At 69.2% G+C, this 18585-nt stretch carries 16 protein-coding genes; 7 read left to right on the plus strand and 9 right to left on the minus strand.

All coding sequences use genetic code 11. The annotated features are described in order from the left end of the window. Positions 1 to 7: 7 nt before the first annotated feature. The 4 genes from AC099J_RS22075 to AC099J_RS22090 all read right to left on the minus strand — a co-directional run bounded on the left by AC099J_RS22075 (position 8) and on the right by AC099J_RS22090 (position 4959). Positions 8 to 1591: a four-carbon acid sugar kinase family protein gene (locus AC099J_RS22075; RefSeq protein ID WP_479617440.1), complete on the minus strand. Its 1584-nt coding sequence runs from the start codon at positions 1589 to 1591 to the stop codon at positions 8 to 10. After that, a complete protein-coding gene (locus AC099J_RS22080; protein ID WP_479617441.1) occupies positions 1591 to 2853 on the minus strand; it encodes a ribulose-bisphosphate carboxylase large subunit family protein in 1263 nt (420 codons plus the stop codon). Before AC099J_RS22080 ends, AC099J_RS22075 begins: the two co-directional genes overlap by 1 nt. 13 nt (positions 2854 to 2866) lie before the next feature. Continuing rightward, entirely contained in the window at positions 2867 to 3697 is an 831-nt protein-coding gene (locus AC099J_RS22085) for a phosphogluconate dehydrogenase C-terminal domain-containing protein (protein ID WP_479617442.1), read from the minus strand. Between the two features lie 167 nt (positions 3698 to 3864). Then, positions 3865 to 4959: a helix-turn-helix domain-containing protein gene (locus AC099J_RS22090; protein WP_479617443.1), complete on the minus strand. Its 1095-nt coding sequence runs from the start codon at positions 4957 to 4959 to the stop codon at positions 3865 to 3867. 185 nt (positions 4960 to 5144) lie between these two features. Here AC099J_RS22090 and AC099J_RS22095 point away from each other — a divergent pair, with 185 nt between their 5' ends. From AC099J_RS22095 to AC099J_RS22125, 7 genes are all read left to right on the plus strand, one after another. Further along, positions 5145 to 5615 (plus strand): (2Fe-2S)-binding protein, encoded by a 471-nt coding sequence (locus tag AC099J_RS22095; RefSeq protein WP_479617444.1) that lies wholly within the window; start codon positions 5145 to 5147, stop codon positions 5613 to 5615. Between the two features lie 11 nt (positions 5616 to 5626). Next, positions 5627 to 7999, plus strand: coding sequence for a xanthine dehydrogenase family protein molybdopterin-binding subunit (locus tag AC099J_RS22100; RefSeq protein ID WP_479617445.1), 2373 nt, complete (start codon positions 5627 to 5629; stop codon positions 7997 to 7999). A gap of 14 nt (positions 8000 to 8013) precedes the next feature. Next, entirely contained in the window at positions 8014 to 8805 is a 792-nt protein-coding gene (locus AC099J_RS22105; protein WP_479617446.1) for an FAD binding domain-containing protein, read from the plus strand. A gap of 79 nt (positions 8806 to 8884) precedes the next feature. Then, a complete protein-coding gene (locus tag AC099J_RS22110) occupies positions 8885 to 9787 on the plus strand; it encodes an AAA family ATPase (RefSeq protein ID WP_479617447.1) in 903 nt (300 codons plus the stop codon). Between the two features lie 84 nt (positions 9788 to 9871). Then, positions 9872 to 11056 (plus strand): vWA domain-containing protein, encoded by a 1185-nt coding sequence (locus AC099J_RS22115; protein WP_479617448.1) that lies wholly within the window; start codon positions 9872 to 9874, stop codon positions 11054 to 11056. Between the two features lie 25 nt (positions 11057 to 11081). Next, a complete protein-coding gene (locus AC099J_RS22120; protein ID WP_479617449.1) occupies positions 11082 to 11645 on the plus strand; it encodes an SRPBCC family protein in 564 nt (187 codons plus the stop codon). A 19-nt stretch (positions 11646 to 11664) separates the two neighbouring features. Continuing rightward, a complete protein-coding gene (locus AC099J_RS22125) occupies positions 11665 to 12774 on the plus strand; it encodes an XdhC family protein (protein WP_479617450.1) in 1110 nt (369 codons plus the stop codon). 18 nt (positions 12775 to 12792) lie between these two features. Here AC099J_RS22125 and AC099J_RS22130 read toward each other — a convergent pair whose 3' ends face one another. The 5 genes from AC099J_RS22130 to gcl all read right to left on the minus strand — a co-directional run bounded on the left by AC099J_RS22130 (position 12793) and on the right by gcl (position 18565). Further along, positions 12793 to 14271, minus strand: coding sequence for a nucleobase:cation symporter-2 family protein (locus tag AC099J_RS22130; RefSeq protein ID WP_479617451.1), 1479 nt, complete (start codon positions 14269 to 14271; stop codon positions 12793 to 12795). Between the two features lie 232 nt (positions 14272 to 14503). Further along, the gene (gene uraH, locus AC099J_RS22135) at positions 14504 to 14863 is read right to left on the minus strand and encodes a hydroxyisourate hydrolase (RefSeq protein WP_479617452.1); all 360 of its coding nucleotides are present in this window, start codon (positions 14861 to 14863) and stop codon (positions 14504 to 14506) included. A gap of 170 nt (positions 14864 to 15033) precedes the next feature. Beyond that, complete coding sequence (locus tag AC099J_RS22140; RefSeq protein WP_479617453.1) at positions 15034 to 15966, minus strand: 2-hydroxy-3-oxopropionate reductase; 933 nt, start codon at positions 15964 to 15966, stop codon at positions 15034 to 15036. Next, positions 15963 to 16754 (minus strand): hydroxypyruvate isomerase, encoded by a 792-nt coding sequence (gene hyi, locus AC099J_RS22145; RefSeq protein ID WP_479617454.1) that lies wholly within the window; start codon positions 16752 to 16754, stop codon positions 15963 to 15965. The genes AC099J_RS22140 and hyi overlap by 4 nt, the downstream gene beginning before the upstream one ends. Before the next feature lie 14 nt (positions 16755 to 16768). Then, positions 16769 to 18565 carry a glyoxylate carboligase gene (gene gcl, locus AC099J_RS22150; protein WP_479617455.1) on the minus strand — a complete coding sequence of 599 codons (1797 nt, stop codon included), beginning with the start codon at positions 18563 to 18565 and terminating at the stop codon, positions 16769 to 16771. Positions 18566 to 18585 lie beyond the last annotated feature (20 nt).

An 18585-nucleotide genomic window follows, 5' to 3' on the forward strand; every position in this document is an offset into this window, starting at 1 on the left:
GGCGCGATTATCCGGGCGGCCCGTCGCGCACCATGGCAAAGAAGTCAGCGCCGCCGAGCTGGCCGCCCTTGAGCGCGACCTCCAGTCCATCACGCTGCGGATCGTCCGACCAGGCCCGGCACAGCGGCACGCCTGGCGCCAGGCCGGCCGCCACCGTCAGCGCCTGCACGCCCAGTGCGGCCGCCACCTCGCCCGAGCTGTCTCCCCCGGCGACGGCGATGCGGCGCAGGCCGGGCGTGCGGTCCAGCAGCGTGCGCATCACCATCGCCAATGCTTCGCCGGTGCGGCGCGCCGCCTGCCCGCGCGTGAGGCCGGCCTGGGCCGCCGTGGTGTCGAAATCGCGCACGGCGGGGTCGTCCGGCCCCTGGGCGGTGTAGATGAGTGGGCTGTGGCCAGCGGCCAGCGCGGCGCAGGCTGCGGCCACCGTGGGCTCCAGAGCCTGCGCCGTGCCGGCGAGCGCAGCGGCCAGGTCCAGCCGCAGCGTCGCAAAGCCCCGCGCGCCAGCGCGTGCGATCTGTTGCGCGGTGACCGGCGAGCAGCTGCCGCTGACGGCTGCGATGGCCGCCACCGCGCCAGCCTGCGCCAGGGGCGGCGGCGCCGGCAGCAGCCCTTGTGCCTGCCAGTGGGCCGCCAGCGCGTACTGCAGGCCCGACGATGAGGCGGTGAACACGCCGGCACCGCGCTGCGTCCAGACCAATGCGCCGGCAGCGCGCAGCGTCTCCTCGTCCAGCACGTCGATCAGCACGATGGGCTGCGTGGCCACTGTCGTTGCAGTTGTCGCTCCCGCCTCTTGCGTCTCTTGCGTCTGTTGCGCTTCTCGCGCTTCTCGCGCTTCTCGCGTCGCTGCCGTCGCTGCCGTCGCTGCGGTGACGCGCGTCGCTGCCGTCACTCCCGTCGCTCCCGTCACTCCCGCCCGCTCCCCCGCGCCTGCCATGCAGATGGCCAGGCTGTCAGCGCCGCGCCCGGCCTTGAGCTGCGTGAAGTCGATCAGCGCGCGCGGCCGCTCGGTCTGCGCGCCCAGGTGGCGTCGCAGGTCGGACTCGGCCATCGGCGTGACCGGGTGGCGTGACATCGTGGGGTGCCGGTCCAGCCGATGGCCCTGGCCGTCGGCCACGGCGAACAGGTGGCCGAAGGCCTGGTAGCGCCCCAGCCGTGGCGCACCGACCACCATGGGCGACCAGATGCCGGGCATCAGCGGCACGCCGACGTCGATGGCGCAACCGATCGAGCCGAGGGTGGGCGACGAATCGAAGGTGGAGCAGACCTTGTAGTGCAGCACCGGTGCGCCCAGGGCCGCCAGCGCCTGCAGCGCAGGCCGCAGGTGCTCGTGCATCCACGCCGGGCTGCGCCCGCGCGAGGTGCCGGCCAACCCAACGCAGCGCACACCGGGAAAGCGCGCCAGCGCCTGCGCATCCGGCGTCTGCAGGAACAGCACGGTCGCTACACCGGCGCGCGTGAATGCCTCCAGCACATCGGTGGAGCCGGTGAAGTCGTCGCCGTAGTAGGCCAGCAGCAGGCCATCGGGCAATGTGGCGGGCGCTGCGGCTGAAGACCCGGCGTGCTGGACGGCTGGCTCGCCAGATGCCGCCATCACCAGCTCCCCAACGCGGCCAGCAGTTCGGGGTGATGCTCTGCATGCGTGGCCAGCGGCACGCCGGCCATGGCCGCGTCCCAGGCCTGGCGCATGGCGGCCACGCCGGCGCGGATGCCACCCGGGTGCCCGAGGATGCCGCCACCGGCCGCGTGGATCAGGTCGCTGCAGCCCAGCGCGGCATAGGTCGGCGCGGCCTGCAGGCCGGTCTGGCCGGAGCTGAACACCGGCATCGCGACCATCGGCGCATCGGGGAAGGCCGGCGTCAGCACGGCGCGCGCGGCGGCGATGACGCTGGCGTCGGGCTCGCTGAACTTGTTGGCCAGCCCGTTCACATGCATGTGGTCCGCACCGGCCAGCCGCCAGAACAGCTGCCATGGCGCGTAGTCCCATCCCAGCGCGGCGCAGCGCGACAAGCTGCCCCAGCCGGCGCGGTGCGCGTGGATGGGCAGCTGCGCATGTTTGCGCAGCGCCAGCAGGCCGGCCAGGCCGATGGCATTCAGCGTCACCATCACGCAGGTGCCGCCCAGCGCCAGCACCAGGTCGTGGCGCTGGCGCATCTGGTCAAGGTCGCCCGTGATGTTGAAGGCGACCATGGCCTTGCGGCCGGTCTTGGCCGCAGCGTCGTTCACCACCGCCATCACGGCGCGCGCGCGCTCGTCGAATGGGCAGTGCGGGCCGTCGGCCTGCAGCTCGTCGTCCTTGATGAAGTCGATGCCGCCTTCGACCAGCTGGCGCACGGTGTCGGCCGTCTGCTGCGGCGACAGGCCCACGCTGGGCTTGACGATGGTGCCGATCAGCGGCCCCGTCGGCACGCCCGCCAGTGCGCGCGTGCCGGCGACGCCGAAGGCCGGCCCGGGCGAAGCAGTGGCGAACGCGGGTGGCAGCTGCAGGCTCTGCAAGCGCAGGCCCGAGACCTGGCGCAGCTCGAACAGGTTGCCGGCCACCGTGGCCATCAGGTTGGGCAGCGAAGGGCCCATGTTCTCCAGCGGCCATGACAGGTGCAGGTGGCAGCGCGTGTAGCGGCTGCTGGCCATGCCGCCGGGCAGGCTGGGCTGGTCGCTGTGGTCGATCACGTCCAGCCGCTCCACGCGTGCGCCCGAGCGTGCCTTCAGCTCCGGTGTTTCGCCCGGCACGGCCGTGAAGGTGCCGCTGGACTGCTCGCCTGCGATCACCTCGGCCGCGCGCTGCGGGTCGTCGCCGGTCTCCAGCCAATAGCGGGCGTGGATGCGGCCGTCGGCCGATCCGAAAGAGGCTTGCATAGGGCGCCCGGCTTCAGGTGATGCGCCGGATGCTCTCGGCGATCTCGTCGCGCTCGAACACGCCCTTCCAGTCCTCGCGCATCAGCCGCGGCTTGCCGAAGGTGATGGCCTTGTTGCAGGCGTCCGAGAACTGGCCCGGGATCTCCTTGAAGATCACGGCCGAGAGGATGGTCATGTGGCCCAGTAGAAAGTCGCGCGCCGCGTCCGCCGGCACGCCGCGCGCCACCACTTCGTCCATGGCCTCGCGCATCACGTCCAGCAGTGTGGCGCAGACGGTCTCGGACAGGCCGGGCTCCAGCAGCGCCATCTGCTCGACCGTCACGCGGTAGGAGCGCAGGATGGGCGCATAGATGGTCTTGGCAATCTCCTCGCCCAGGTCGAAATCTGTCGGCGTGCCCTGCATCAGCGCGCTGACGACCGACTGCGGCGCGTGCCCGCCGCCGAAGAAATCGGGCACGCCGTCCTGGCGCAAATCGGCGCTGAAGATCGGCGGGTGGCACGGGTGGGCGACGAAGTAGGCCAGGTCGGCCCGCTCGGGCAGGTGGCCGGCAAAGGGCGCGGCCGCATCCAGCAGCATGACCATGGTGCCGGGTGCCAAGTGCGGCGCGATGGCGTGGGCGATCTTGCCGATCAGCGTGTCCGGCACCGCCAGGATGACGACCTGCGCGCCGTCCAGCGCGGCGGCCTGGTCCATGCAGGTGATGCCGGCCTCGTCCAGCAATCGCTGGCGGCCAACCTCGCCGACCTCCACATGGCGCACGTCGAAGCGCGAGCCCTGCAGGTTCTTGGACAGGCGTACGCCCATTTTTCCGCCTGCGCCGAGCAGGGCTATCGTGGTGGTCATGGTGTCTCCAGGCATGGTCGTTGGGTACCGGCCCAAGTGCGGGCGGAAGTTGTCCAATGGTATGATGACTACATCACGATGTCACTGCTTTTCTGCTTCAATGTAGGCAGGTGGTCGCACGGCCTCCGCCCGCCAGGCACAACAAGAAGACCTTCCGTTGGAAGGGTTCAGCGGCGACCGAGCTTGCGGTAGACCGTGGCCCGGCTGATGCCCAGCCGATGCGCGGCCAGCGCCACGTTGCCCCGCGCGTCGTCCACGGCCTTGCGGATCAGGGCACTTTCCAGCGCCTTGAGCGGCAGCGCGCTGGCGTCCGTCCCAGACGCCGTCGGCCTGGCGTCACCGGCCTGCACGGCGAGTCGCAGCCCCGACCACAAGGGCACGTCCAGCGGCTGTCCACTGCGCTGCGCATCGAACAACCCGGCCGGCGGCATCGCAAACAGCTCGCTGGCGTGCACCGGCGCGGCCGGGGTGTCGCCGGGCAGGTCCAGCATGGCGCGGGCAGGCGGGTTGGCGCCGGTGACCAGGCCGTCGGCATCCAGGCACAGCAGGCCGTCACCGTCGCCACCCAGCGCGACGCCGGGCCAGTTCAGCCGCAGCAGCAGTGCGTGTGGGCGGGCCAGCGTCAGCGCGTTCTCGATGCTGCGCGCGCCGTGTGCAGCCAGATGCTTGAGCTCGGGCCGCTCGGCCACGTCGATGCCGGTCAGGTCCAGCATGCCTGCGCAGCTGCCGTCCGGGCCACGCACCGGCGCTCCGGCGCAGCTGTAGGCACTGGTGTCGGCAAAGAAATGCTCGCCACGGTGCAGCCACACCGGCTGCTGCTCCAGCAGCGCGGCGCCGATGGCCGTGGTGCCGACGCGCGCCTCCGACAGATCGGTGCCGATGCGGGTGACCAGTGTGGCCCGCCGGTCAGCCGGGTCGATGGCGCCCTGGGCGTCGACCACCACGCCGTGGGCATTGGTGAGGATCGGGAAGTAGCGCGTCTGCGCCAGCGCCCGGGCCAGGCGCTCCAGCACCGGCCGCGCGGCGGCGACCAGGCGCTGGTTGGCCTCGGCTGTGGCGCGCGCGCGGCTTGGGCTGATGGCGTCGAAGTCCGGCCCCTGCCCGGGCCGGTGGCCCTGGGCCATGCAGCGCTGCCAGGAGCGCTCGATCCAGGGCGCGACCAGGCCGCAGGGGCCGGCCGGCGCGCGCTCCATCACCTGCTCGCGCGCACGGCGGATCAGGTCCGTGCGGTCGGGTGGGCAAGGGGTGGGGCGCAGCTGCATGCTCGGTCGTGCAAAGGGGCAGTAGGGGGGCGAGCGGGCATTGTGCGGCAGCCGTTCGCACCTTGTTTCATTTTGAGAATTTCAGGCCGCTGCGTCCCAGGTCTAGGGTTTCGCCTAGGTGGAGGGTCGGGTCGCCTCCCAACAATCGGCGGGCGATCCCACCCCCACAGATGGAGAACTATCCCATGCAGGTTCAATTGACGGTCAACGGCAAGGCATCCACGCTCGATGTGCCCCCCAATACGCTGCTGGTGCAGGCCATCCGCGAACAGCTGAAACTCACCGGCACCCATGTGGGCTGCGACACTGCCCAGTGCGGCGCCTGCACCGTGATCCTGAACGGCCGTGCCATCAAGTCCTGCAACGTGCTGGCTGCCCAGGTGAGCGGCGGCGAGATCACCACCATCGAAGGCCTGGCCAAGGAAGACGGCACCCTGCACCCCATGCAGGCGGCCTTCAAGGAATGCCACGGCCTGCAATGCGGCTTCTGCACCACCGGCATGGTGATGAGCGCGGTCGATCTGTGCACCCACCACCCCAAGGCTGACGAGGGCGAAATCCGCGAGCTGCTGGAGGGCAACATCTGCCGCTGCACCGGCTACCAGAACATTGTCAAGGCCGTCCAGATGGGCCAGACCACCATGGCTGCGGCCTGAAGGGGAACACCATGGGCGCTTCCGACTTTTCCAAGCTGCCGCACATCGGTGAAGCCCTGCTGCGCAAGGAGGACTACCGCTTCCTCACCGGCGCGGGCAACTACACCGACGACATCCAAACGGCCAACGTTAGCCAGGCCGTGTTCGTGCGTTCGCCCTATGCGCACGCCAACATCAAGAGCATCGACACCACCGCCGCCAGCGCCATGCCCGGCGTGGTGCGCATCTTCACCGGCAAGGATGTGGAAGGAAAGATGGGCGGTCTGCCCTGCGGCTGGCTGATCACCAGCACCGACGGCCAACCCATGAAGGAGCCGCCGCACCCGATCCTGGCCCAGGGCAAGGTGCGCTACGTGGGCGACCACGTGGCCATGGTCGTGGCCGAGACATTGGAGCAGGCCAAGAACGCGGCCGAGGCGGTCGAGGTCGATTACGACGTGCTGCCTGCCGTGGTGAAGGTGACCGATGCCGCCAAGGCCACGGCCCTGCACGAGGCCGCGCCCGACAACAACTGCTACAAGTGGGCGATCGGCGACAAGGGCCAGGTCGATGCGGCGTTCGCCAACGCCGCGCATGTGACCAAGCTCGATCTGGTCAACAACCGGCTGGTGCCCAACGCCATGGAGCCGCGCGCGGCCATCGGCTCCTACAGCCGCGGCACGGACGAATACACGCTGTACGTGTCCAACCAGAACCCGCACGTCGAGCGCCTGCTGATGACGGCGTTCGTGCTGGGCCTGCCCGAGCACAAGGTGCGCGTCATCGCGCCCGATGTCGGCGGCGGCTTCGGCTCCAAGATCTTCCTGTATGCCGAAGACGTGTGCCTGACCTGGGCCGCCAAGCAGCTCAACCGCAGCATCAAGTGGACGTGCGAGCGCGGCGAGGCTTTCCTCAGCGACGCGCACGGCCGCGACCATGTCAGCCACGCCGAGATGGCGATGGACAAGGATGGCAAGTTCCTCGCCATGCGCGTGCACACGGACGCGAACCTGGGCGCCTACCTGTCCACCTTCTCTACGGCCGTGCCGACCATCCTGTATGCCACGCTGCTGGCCGGCCAGTACACCTGCCCGCAGATCTATGTGGAGGTGGACGCCTGGTTCACCAACACCGCCCCGGTCGATGCCTACCGCGGCGCGGGCCGGCCCGAGGCCACCTACCTGCTGGAGCGCCTGGTCAGCCGCTGCGGCTGGGACATGGGCCTCTCTCAGGACGAGATCCGCAAGCGCAACTTCATCACCCAGTGGCCCTACCAGACGCCAGTGGCGCTGCAGTACGACGTGGGCGACTACATGCAGTGCATGACGAAAGCCCAGGAGCTGGCCGACGTGGCCGGCTTCGACGCGCGGCGCCAGGCGAGCGAGGCCAAGGGCCTGAAGCGTGGCATCGGCTACAGCAGCTACATCGAGGCCTGCGGCATCGCGCCATCGAACATCGCCGGGGCGCTGGGTGCGCGCGCCGGCCTGTTCGAGTGTGGCGAGGTGCGCGTGCACCCGACCGGCAGCGTCACCGTGTTCACGGGCTCGCACAGCCATGGCCAAGGCCACGAGACCACGTTCGCGCAGGTCGTCGCGGCCCGGCTGGGCATCACGCCCGATGCGGTCGACGTGGTGCACGGCGACACCGGCCGCGTGCCCTTCGGCATGGGCACCTATGGCTCGCGTTCGATCTCGGTCGGCGGCGCGGCCATCATGCGGGCGCTGGACAAGATCGAGACCAAGGCCAAGAAGATCGCCGCGCACCTGATGGAGGCGAGCGACGCCGATGTCGAGTTCGCCAACGGCGAGTTCACCGTCAAGGGTACGGACAAGAAGGTCACCTTCGGCCAGGTGGCGTTGACGGCCTACGTGCCGCACAACTACCCGCTGGACAAGCTGGAGCCGGGCCTGAACGAGACCGCCTTCTACGACCCGACCAACTTCACCTTCCCGGCCGGTACCTACATCTGCGAGGTCGAGGTCGACCCGGCCACCGGCGTCGTGCGCGTGGACCGCTTCAGCGCGGTGGACGACTTCGGCACCATCATCAACCCGATGATCGTGGAGGGCCAGGTCCACGGCGGCATCGTGCAGGGCATCGGCCAGGCCATCATGGAAAACTGCGTCTACGACGAGCACACCGGCCAGTTGCTGACCGGCTCGTTCATGGACTACGCCATGCCGCGCGCCGACGACTTTCCGCACTTCAAGCTCGAGACCGTCTGCACGCCCTGCACGCACAACCCGCTGGGCACCAAGGGCTGTGGCGAGGCGGGGGCCATCGGCTCGCCGCCGGCCGTCATCAACGCCGTGCTGGACGCGCTGGCGCCGCTGGGCGTGAAAGATTTCGACATGCCGGCCTCGCCCGGCCGCGTCTGGGAAGCCATTCAATCCGCGAAAGCCTGAGGGAGAACAACACCATGTACGCCATCACGATCGAACGCCCCGCCAGCACCGCCGATGCGGCCAAGCTCGCCACCGGCGGTGCCCGCCCGCTGGCCGGCGGCCAGACGCTGCTCGCCTCCATGAAACTGCGGCTGACCGACCCAGGCCAGCTGGTCGACCTGGGCGGCATTGCCGACCTGGTGGGCGTCAAGCGGGAAGGCAACGCGCTCGTCATCGGTGCCATGACGCGGCATCTGGCCGTGGCCAACAGCGACGAAGTCAAGGCCGCCATCCCCGCATTGGCTGACCTGGCCGCGCACATCGGCGACCGCCAGGTGCGCGCCATGGGCACGCTGGGCGGCTCGGTGGCCAACAACGACCCTTCTGCCTGCTACCCCAGCGCCGTGTTGGCATTGGGCGCCACCGTGATCACGAACCAGCGTGAGATTGCAGCCGATGATTTCTTCACCGGCATGTTCGCCACCGCGCTGGAAGAGGGCGAGCTGATCACCGCGATCCGCTTCCCGATCCCGAAGAAGGCGGCTTACATGAAGTTCAAGCAGCCGGCTTCGCGCTTCGCGCTGGTCGGCGTGTTCGTCGCGCAGACAGATGCGGGCGTGCGCGTGGCCGTGACGGGCGCTGCCACCAGCGTGTTCCGCCATGCCGGCCTGGAGGCCGCGCTCAGCGCCAACTTCACACCCGAGGCCGCGGCCGGCGTCAAGATCGACGCGACCGACCTGAACGCCGACATCCACGCCAGCGCCGCCTACCGCGCCAACCTGATCGGCGTGCAGACGCAGCGGGCCGTGGCCAAGGCCCTGGGATAAATTCGGGTCGCACCGTGCCGCGAGGCCCCGTCCCGGCGGGGCTTTTTCATTGGCGCACCTCTTCGTAAAGGCAAGCCCCTTGAGCTCACCATTTCCCACCATCGACGCGCTCATCGCCGGTCTGCAGGCGGCGGGCTATTTCGCCGACCGGCGCCTGGCCACAGCCGTCTTTCTGGCCCTGAAGCTGGAGCGCCCGCTGCTGCTCGAAGGCGAGCCCGGCGTCGGCAAGACGGCGCTGGCCAAGGCGCTGGCCACGGCCCTGCAGCGCCAGCTGCTGCGCCTGCAGTGCTACGACGGGCTTGAGCAGCGCGAGGCCCTGTACGAATGGAACTACGCCGCGCAGCTGCTGCACATGCGCGCAGCCGAAGGCCATGAGGATTCGGCGAGCCTGGAACGCGAGGTCTACCAGCCGCGCTACCTGATCCGCCGCCCTTTGCTGCAGGCCCTGCAGACGCCGGCGCCCGGTGCCGTGCTGCTGATCGACGAAGTCGACCGCGCCGACGAACCGTTCGAGGCCTTCCTGCTCGAATACCTGGGCGAGTACCAGGTCAGCATCCCCGAGATCGGCACCGTGCAGGCCCTGGCCGCGCCCGTGACCTTGCTCACAAGCAACCGCACGCGCGAGCTGAACGACGCCGTCAAGCGCCGCTGCCTGTACCACTGGCTCGACTACCCGGACCGCGAGCGCGAACTGGCCGTCGTGCGCGCGCAGGTGCCGGGCGCCAGCGAGGCGCTGTCGGCCCAGGTGGCCGAGGTGGTGGGCAGGCTGCGCAGCGCGCCATTCGCCAACGCGTTCCAGCGCGCCCCTGGCATCGCCGAAAGCGTGGAGTGGGCCAAGGCCCTGGTCGCGCTGGACACCCTGGCCATCGACCCGGAGGTAATGGCCGACACGGCCGGTATCTTGTTCAAGCAGCGCGAAGACGTGGCCGCGCTGACCAGCGACATGGCCGCCGCCTTGCTCAAGCCGGCGGACAGCGCATGACATTGCCCCCACGCGCATCGCTTCGCGTGTTGCTGACGCCCGAGGTGCCGCATCTGTGGCCCCGGCCCGCCGGGTGCCACTGACATGCAACTGGGCGACGCGCGCACCGGCAAGCTGGCCGACAACATTGCCGGCTTCGGCCGCACGCTGCGCCGTGCCGGCGTGCGGCTCGATGCCTCCCGCATCGCGCTGGCGCAGCAGGCCGCGCTGCTGATCGACCTGGGTCGCCGCGACGACCTGGGCGCCGCGCTGGAGGCCGTGATGCTCAGCCGCGAGCAAGACCGCGCTGTCTTCCGCGAGCTGTTCGACGCCTATTTCCGCAACCCCGACATCGCCGCCAAGCTGCTGGCGCAGATGCTGCCCAGCGCCGAGGGCAAGGCCGAGGCCAGCCGCCGCCGCCCGCGCGTCAGCGAAGCACTGTCGCCGCAAAAGGCCTTCGCCCAGGCCGTGCCGCCCAAGCCGCAGGAAGACAAGGTCGAGTTCGACGCCGCCATGACGGCGAGCGACCGCCAGCGGCTGCAGCATGGCGATTTCAATACGCTGTCGGCCAGCGAATTCCGGCTGGTCGAGCGGCTGGCGCGCGACATCGCCTTGCCCCTGCCGCAGGTGCCAGCACGGCGCACGCGGCCCGGCGCGCGCGGCGCACGCCTGCATTGGCCCTCTGTGCGGCGCGAGGCAGCCCGCCACGGCGGCGAGCTGCTGCGCCTGCCCCGCCTGGAGCGCCGGCCCCAGCCGCTGCCGCTGCTGGTGCTGGTCGACATTTCCGGCTCGATGGAGCGCTACGCCCGGCTGCTGCTGGCTTTTCTGCATGCAGCCACTCGCGGCCATCCTCGGCGCGACGTGTTCGCCTTCGGCACGCAGCTGACCGACCTGACGCCGGCCTTCCGACTGGCCGATACCGACGACATGCTGCTGGCCGCCAGTGCCGCCATCGAAGACTTCGCCGGCGGCACGCAGCTCGGCGCCTCGCTGCAGACTCTGCGGCGCCAACACGCGCGACGCCTGGTGGGCCGTCGCACGCTGGTGCTGCTGATCACCGACGGGCTGGACACCGGCGAGCCCGAGGTGCTGGACGAAGCGCTGGCCTGGTTGCGCCGCCGCTGCCGCCGCCTGCTGTGGCTGAACCCGCTGCTGCGCTTCGACGGCTATGCGCCCATCGCCCGTGGGGCCGCCGTGGTGCACCGCCATGCGCACGGCGCGCTGGCGGTCCACAATCTGTCGCGCCTGGAAGATCTCGCCACCAGCCTCGCCCGACTCATGAAATCCTGAACGTCATAACAAGAGGAACGACACCATGGAAATGCAAGGCAGCCGCCAACTCTCCGTCACCCAGCAGCAGGCCTGGGACGCGCTCAACGACCCCGAGGTGCTGAAGATCTGCATCCCCGGCTGCGACAAGGTCGAGGCCAGTGGCGATGGCCCATTGCCCCAGTACACCATCGGCATGGCTTTGAAGATCGGCCCGGTGTCGGCCAAGTTCACCGGCAAGATCAATCTGTCCGACATCGTCGTGCCGGCCAGCTACACCATCAGCTTCGAAGGGCAGGGCGGTGTCGCCGGCCACGGCAAGGGGACGGCCAAGGTGGTGCTCGTGCCCAACGACGGTGGCAGCGAGCTGCAGTACGGCGTCACCGCGCAGGTCGGCGGCAAGGTTGCGCAGCTGGGCCAGCGGCTGATCGACGGCGCGGCCAAGTCCATTTCCGAAGACTTCTTCAAGCGCTTCGACAACGAGATGCGCAAGCGCTTCCCCCCGCCGGAAGATGCCGCCGCCGAGGAAGCCGAGCCGGTGGAAGAGGCGGCCAAGGCCGGCTGGCTGGCCCGCCTCACCGGCAAGGCCAAGAAGGCCGACAACGCCTGACCCGAACGAAAGTACAGCGATGGAAAACCTCGACGTGATGGTGCTGCGCGGCCTGCGCGATTGGCGGTTGGCGGGCAAGCGCGCGCTGCTGGCCACCGTGGTGCGCACCTGGGGCTCGTCACCACGGCCCGTCGGCTCCATCATGGCCTTGAGCGAAGACGGCGCCGTGCTCGGCTCGGTCTCGGGCGGCTGCATCGAAGACGACCTGATCTACCGCTACACCCAAGCCTATGCGTCAGCGGTGGCTGCGCCTGCCGGCGACGCCACGCACCAGATGCCCTGCGGCCCGCCGAGCTTTGTCAAGTACGGCATCACCGCCGATGAGGCGCACCGCTTCGGCCTGCCCTGCGGCGGCACGCTGGAGCTGCTGCTGGAGCACGACCCGGCCGCCGACACCCTGGCCGCGCTGGTGGCCGCGCTGGAGACCGGCCGCCTGATGCGCCGCAGCGTGCGCCTGGCCGATGGTCACGCCACCGTCACCCCCGCCGATGCGCCGGCCGAGTTGACGGTGGACGCCGAGCAGCTGGTCAACACCTTCGGCCCGGAGTACCGCATGCTGCTCATCGGCGCCGGCCAGCTGACGGAGTATCTGGCGACCATGGCGCTGTTCTCTGGCTTTGCGGTGACCGTGTGCGACCCGCGCGACGAATACCGCGGCGCCTGGTCGGTGCAAGGCGTCACGCTCACACGCGACATGCCCGACGACGTGGTGCGCGCCTTCGGCCCCGACCGGCGCAGCTGCGTCGTGGCCTTGACGCACGACCCCAAGCTCGACGACCTGGCCTTGCTGGAGGCGCTGGAGACCCCGGCCTTCTACGTCGGCGCCATCGGATCGCGGCGCAACAACGAGGCGCGGCACCAGCGCATGCTCGAACACTTCGAGCAGACCGAGGCGTCGCTGGACCGTCTGCGTGGCCCCATCGGCATCTACATCGGCAGCAAGACCCCGGCAGAGATCGCAGTCAGCGTGATGGCCGAAATCCTCGCCGTGAAGAACGGCGTGCAGTTGCCGCGCGACATGGCCGTGACGCATGCCAAGAACGCGCGCGGCATCGCGGCGAACGAGCTGGAGCAGGCCGAGCCCGGGGCCGACCCGGCCGCAGCCGAGGTCTGCGGCATCGGTCGCTGAGCGCGGTGCGGCGGGCGCTCAGTGCGCCTCGGCTGCCTTGGCGGCCTCGATCGCATCGGCCGTGTTGTCGCCCGCGCCGTTGAAGAACACGTTCAGCAGCACGGCGGCAATGGCCGTCAGCAAGATGCCGGACTCCAGCAGCGGATGCAGGCCGTGCGCCATCTGCTGCATCCAGCGCGGTGCCACCAGCGGAATCAGCCCGAAGCCGATGGACAGTGCGACGATGTACAGGTTGTTGCGGTTGCCCTTGAAATCCACCGCCGTCAGGATGCGGATGCCCGTGGCCGCCACCATGCCGAACATCACCAGCCCGGCCCCGCCGAGCACGAAGGTGGGCACGCTCTCGACCAGCGCCCCCATCTTGGGCAACAGGCCCAGCACCACCATGATGATGCCGCCGGCCACGCAGACCCAGCGGCTGCGCACGCCCGTCACGCCGACCAGGCCCACGTTCTGGCTGAAGCTGGTGTAGGGGAAGGTGTTGAACACACCGCCGATGACCGTGCCCAGGCCATCGGTGCGCAGGCCGGCGGCCAGCTCGGCCTGGCCGATCTTCTTGCCGGTGATGTCCGAGAGCGCGAGGAACATGCCGGTCGACTCGATCATCACGACGATCATCACCAGCGTCATGGTCAGGATCATCACGATGTCGAAGGTCGGCATGCCGAATGCGAACGGCGTGACGAAGTCGAACCACTTGGCCTCGGCCACCTTGTGGAAGTTCATCTTGCCGATCGCCACCGCCACGGCGCAGCCGGCCACGATGCCCAGCAGCACCGAGATGTTGGCGATGAAGCCGCGGCCGAAGCGCACCAGCAGCAGAATGAAGACCAGCACCGCGCCGGCAATCGCCATCGTGTCCAGCGCGCCGTAGTTGGGGTTGTCGACCATCGGGATCGGGCCGGGCAGGCGCGTGAGCGGCGTACCCGCCGCCTCGGCACCGGCCCTGGCGGTGTCCACCATCTGCACCAGCGCCGGCACGTTGACGCTTTGCGCCGTCGGTGCCGGGCCACCCATCGCCCAGCCCACGCCCACGCGCATCAGGCTGATGCCGATGATGGCGATGATGGTGCCGGTGACCACCGGCGGAAAGAAGCGCAGCATCTTGCTGATGACCGGCGCGATCAGCATGGAGATGACGCCCGCGCCGATGATGGCGCCGAAGATTGCGCGCGCACCCTCGACGCCGGGCGTGGCGTTGGCAAATGCGACCATGGGGCCGACTGCCGCGAAGGTGACGCCCATCATCACCGGCAGCTTGATGCCGAACCAGCGCGTCATGCCGAAAGACTGGATCAACGTGACGATGCCGCAGCAGAACAGGTCGGCGCTGATCAGCAACGCCACCTGCGCCGGCGAGAGCTGCAGCGCGCGGCCCACGATCAGCGGCACCGCGACAGCGCCTGCGTAGATCACCAGCACATGCTGCAGGCCCAGCGCGGCCAGGCGGCCGGTGGGCAGTTGTTCGTCCACCGGGTGGATTGCGGTCGTGGTCATCGAGGTCTCTCCTGGGCGGGGGGGCGGGCGGGCTGCACGGCTGCAATGCTGGGGGAAGCTGCGGCGCGTGCTGGCCGGTTCTTCCCCCCACCACAGCGGGTTCTGTGAGGAGTGTGTGTCGCAACCCCCGTGCTGGGGGACCCGCGGCGACCTGATGATGCCCCAAATCGTATACAGACTAGATGGGTTTTAGTCTCCGGAAAAACCCTCAAATCGCATACGGGATGCGCCGTCAGGAGCCTCGGTAGGTGCTGTAGCTGAAGGGGCTCACGAGCAGCGGCACATGGTAGTGGCCGGCCGCATCGGCAATGCCGAAATCCAGCTGCACGCTGTCGATGAAGGGCGGCTCGGTCAGCTCCACGCCACGCGAGCGGAAGTAGGGCGCCACCTCGAACACCAGGCGCCAGCGGCCTACGGCCATGCTGGCGGCATCGAGCAAGGGCCCATCGTTGTTGCGGCCGTCGGCATTCAGCGTGAGCTGCTTGACCGTCTCCACGCGGCCATCGGTGTGGATGCGCTGCAGTTGCACCTGCATGCCCGCGGCCGGGCAGCCGTTGGCGGTGTCGAGAACGTGCGTGCTCAGGTGTCCCATGGGGTTTCCTTTTCGTTGAGGCAAAGAGAGGCTCCGAATCGTATACGAGCGGTTCCGGGTTCGGCGCAGCTGCAGAGGCGAAGAGGAGCATGGGCGTGGGACGCTGAAAAGGAAACGGGGCTGTACGTTCCGAACGCAAGCCCCGTGCCATCCGTCCAGCGACCCTGTCGTCAGGCGTCAGCGCTCTGGCCGATCTCGAAGTTCGACAGTTTTTCCAGCGCGCGCACCAGGGCCGAGTGGTCCCAGGCCGCGCCGCCCTGCGCTACGCAGGCCGAGAAGAGCTGCTGCACCGCCGCCGTGCCCGGTAGCGCCAGGCCCAGCGTGCGGGCCGACGCGAGTGCCAGGTTCAGATCCTTCTGGTGCAGCGCGATGCGAAAGCCCGGGTCCGTCTTGCGCTGGATCATGCGCTCGCCCAGCACGTCCAGGATGCGCGAGGTGGCGAGGCCCCCCATCAGCGCCTGGCGCACGGCTGCCGTGTCGGCCCCGGCGCGCGCCGCGAACAGCAGGCCCTCGGCCACGGCGTGGATCGTCAGCGCCACGACGATCTGGTTGGCCACCTTGCAGGTCTGCCCGTCGCCGCTTGTGCCCACGCGCGTGATGTTCTGGCCCATCAGCGCGAAGACGGGCTGCACGCGTTCGAACACCTCGGGCTTGCCGCCGCACATGATGGACAGCGTGGCGTTCCTCGCGCCCACGTCGCCGCCGGAGACGGGGGCGTCCAGGTAGTCGGCGCCCAGTGCTTCGATGCGGCGCGCGAAGTCTTTCGTCTCCACCGGCGAGATAGAGGACATGTCGACGACGACTTTGCCCTGGCCTGCGCGCTTGCCCGCGCCGTTCGCGAGGCCTTCGGCGACGCCGCCTTCGCCGAACAGCACGGCCGCCACGTCGGGCGTGTCCGGCAGCATGGTGATGACGATGTCGGCCCGCTCGGCCACACCGCGCGCCGAGACACATTGCGTGGCGCCGGACTCTGCGATCTCGGCCGGTACCTTGCCGCGCGTGTGCACGAAGAGCTGGTGCCCGCCGCGGATCAGGTGGCCCGCCATCGGCGCGCCCATGATGCCCAGGCCGATGAAGCCGATCTTCAGGGGGGAGGAGGTCATGCGTTTCCTTGTGGGTTCACCCGTTGCAGCCATGGCAGGCCCGCTTCGGTGGTGGTGGCCGGCTTGTACTCACAGCCGATCCACCCGTCGTAGCCAATGCGGTCCAGCAGCGCGAACAGGAACGGGTAGTGGATCTCCCCCGTGCCCGGCTCGTTGCGCCCCGGGTTGTCCGCCAGCTGGATGTGCGCGATGCGGCCCAGGTGCCTGGTCATCGTGGCCGCCAGCTCGCCTTCCATGCGCTGCATGTGGTAGATGTCGTACTGCAGGTAGGCGTTGCCCGCGCCGACCTCGTCCAGCACCGCCAGCGTTTGCGCGCTGCCGTGCAGGTAGAAGCCCGGGATGTCGAACGTGTTGATCGGCTCGACCAGCAGCTTCAGCCCCGCCTTCTTCAACGCGCCCGCCGCAAAGCGCAGGTTCTGCACCAGCGTCGCGCGCAGCAGCGCATCATCCACACCCGCTGGCGCCTTGCCCGCCAGGCAGTTGAGCTGCGGCACGCCCAGGGCCTGCGCGTACTCGATGGCCTGGCCGACGCCGGCGCGGAACTCGGCCACCCGGTCCGGCAGGCAGGCGATGCCGCGCTCGCCCGCGTCCCAGTCGCCGGCCGGCAGGTTGTGCAGCACCAGCTGCAGGCCGTGGTCATCCAGGCGCTGGCGGATCTCATGCGCCGCGAAGGCGTAGGGAAACAGAAACTCCACGGCTGTGAAGCCGGCCTGCGCAGCGAGGGCGAAGCGGTCCAGGAACGGCGCTTCGGTGAACAGCATGCTGAGGTTGGCAGCGAACTTGGGCATCACGTTGCTCCTGCTCAATCCAGCATCGCGGCAGCGATGGCAGTGGGCGCGTCCGACCGGTCAGCCGCCAGCTCTTCGAACTCGATCACGTTGTCGATCTCGGTCCCCATGGCGATGTTGGTCACCTGCTCCAGCAGCACCTCGACGACGACCGGCACCTGGTACTGCTCCATCCAAGCCTCGGCCTGGCGGATGGCCGGGGCGATCTCTTCCTGACGGTGCACGCGGATCGCCTTGCAGCCCAGGCCCTCGACCACCTTGATGTGGTCCACGCCGTAGCTGTGGACGGCCTCATCCTTCGGCGTGTTGATGTTGTCGAACGCCAGCTGCACGCAGTAGTCCATGCCGAAGCCGCGCTGGCTCTGGCGGATCAACCCCAGATAGCTGTTGTTGACCACGACGTGGATGTAGGGCAGCTTGAACTGCGCGCCGACCGCCAGCTCCTCCAGCATGAACTGGAAGTCGTAATCGCCCGACAGCGCCACGATCTTGCGTGACGGGTCGGCCGCGCGCACGCCCAAGGCGGCCGGCACCGTCCAGCCCAGCGGCCCGGCCTGGCCGCAGTTGATCCAGCGGCGCGGGCCGTAGATATGCAGGAACTGCGCCGCCGCGATCTGCGACAGGCCGATCGTGGAAACGTAGGTCACGTCCTTGCCGAAGGCGTTGTTCAGGCACTGGTACACGCGCTGTGGCTTCATCGGCACGCTGTCGAAGTTGGTCTTGCGCAGGTACTGGATGTCGCGCTTGCGGCCCAGGCATTCGCCGGCCCAGGCCGAGCGGTCGCGCAGCTTGCCGGCGGCCTTCCATTCGCGGGCGGCTTCGACGAAGAGCGTGAGCGCGGCCTTGGCGTCGGAGACGATGCCGTAGTCGGGCGCGAACACGCGGCCGATCTGGGTTGGCTCGATGTCGACGTGGATGAACTTCCTGCCCTTGCAATAGACCTCGGGGCTGCCGGTGTGGCGGTTGGCCCAGCGGTTGCCGATGCCCAGCACGAAGTCGCTCGCGAGCATGGTCGCATTCCCATACCGGTGGCTGGTCTGCAGGCCGCACATGCCGGCCATCAGCGGGTGGTCGTCGGGGATGCTGCCCCAGCCCATCAGCGTGGGGATCACCGGGATGCCGGCGATCTCGGCGAATTGCACCAAGAGGTCCGACGCATCGGCATTGATGATGCCGCCGCCGGCCACGATCAGCGGGCGCTCGGCTTCGTTGAGCATCGCAAGCGCCTTGTCGATCTGCTTGCGCGAGGCCGTGGGCTTGTAGACCGAGAGCGGCTCGTAGGTCTCGATGTCGAACTCGATCTCGGCCATCATCACGTCGAACGGCAGGTCGATCAGCACCGGCCCCGGCCGGCCCGAGCGCATCAGGTGGAACGCCTGCTGGAACGCACGCGGCACCTGCGCCGGCTCCAGCACCGTGGTGGCCCACTTGGTGACGGGCTTGGCGATGCTGGCGATGTCCACCGCCTGGAAGTCTTCCTTGTGCAGCCGGGCGCGCGGCGCCTGGCCGGTGATGCACAGGATGGGAATGCTGTCGGCGCCGGCCGAATACAGCCCGGTGATCATGTCCGTACCGGCCGGGCCGGAGGTGCCGATGCACACGCCGATGTTGCCGGCCTTGGCCCGCGTGTAGCCCTCGGCCATGTGCGATGCGCCCTCCACATGGCGCGCCAGCACGTGGGCGATCGTCTGCCGTTCGCGCAGTTGCGCGTACAGCGGGTTGATGGCAGCGCCCGGCACGCCGAACGCCTGTGTCACGCCTTCTTTTTCCATCACCAGCACGGCAGCGAGGGCTGCCTTCATCTTGGCCATGATTGCTCCTTGTTTGAACT

The sequence above is a fragment of the Rhodoferax sp. RT4P68 genome (assembly GCF_056521305.1).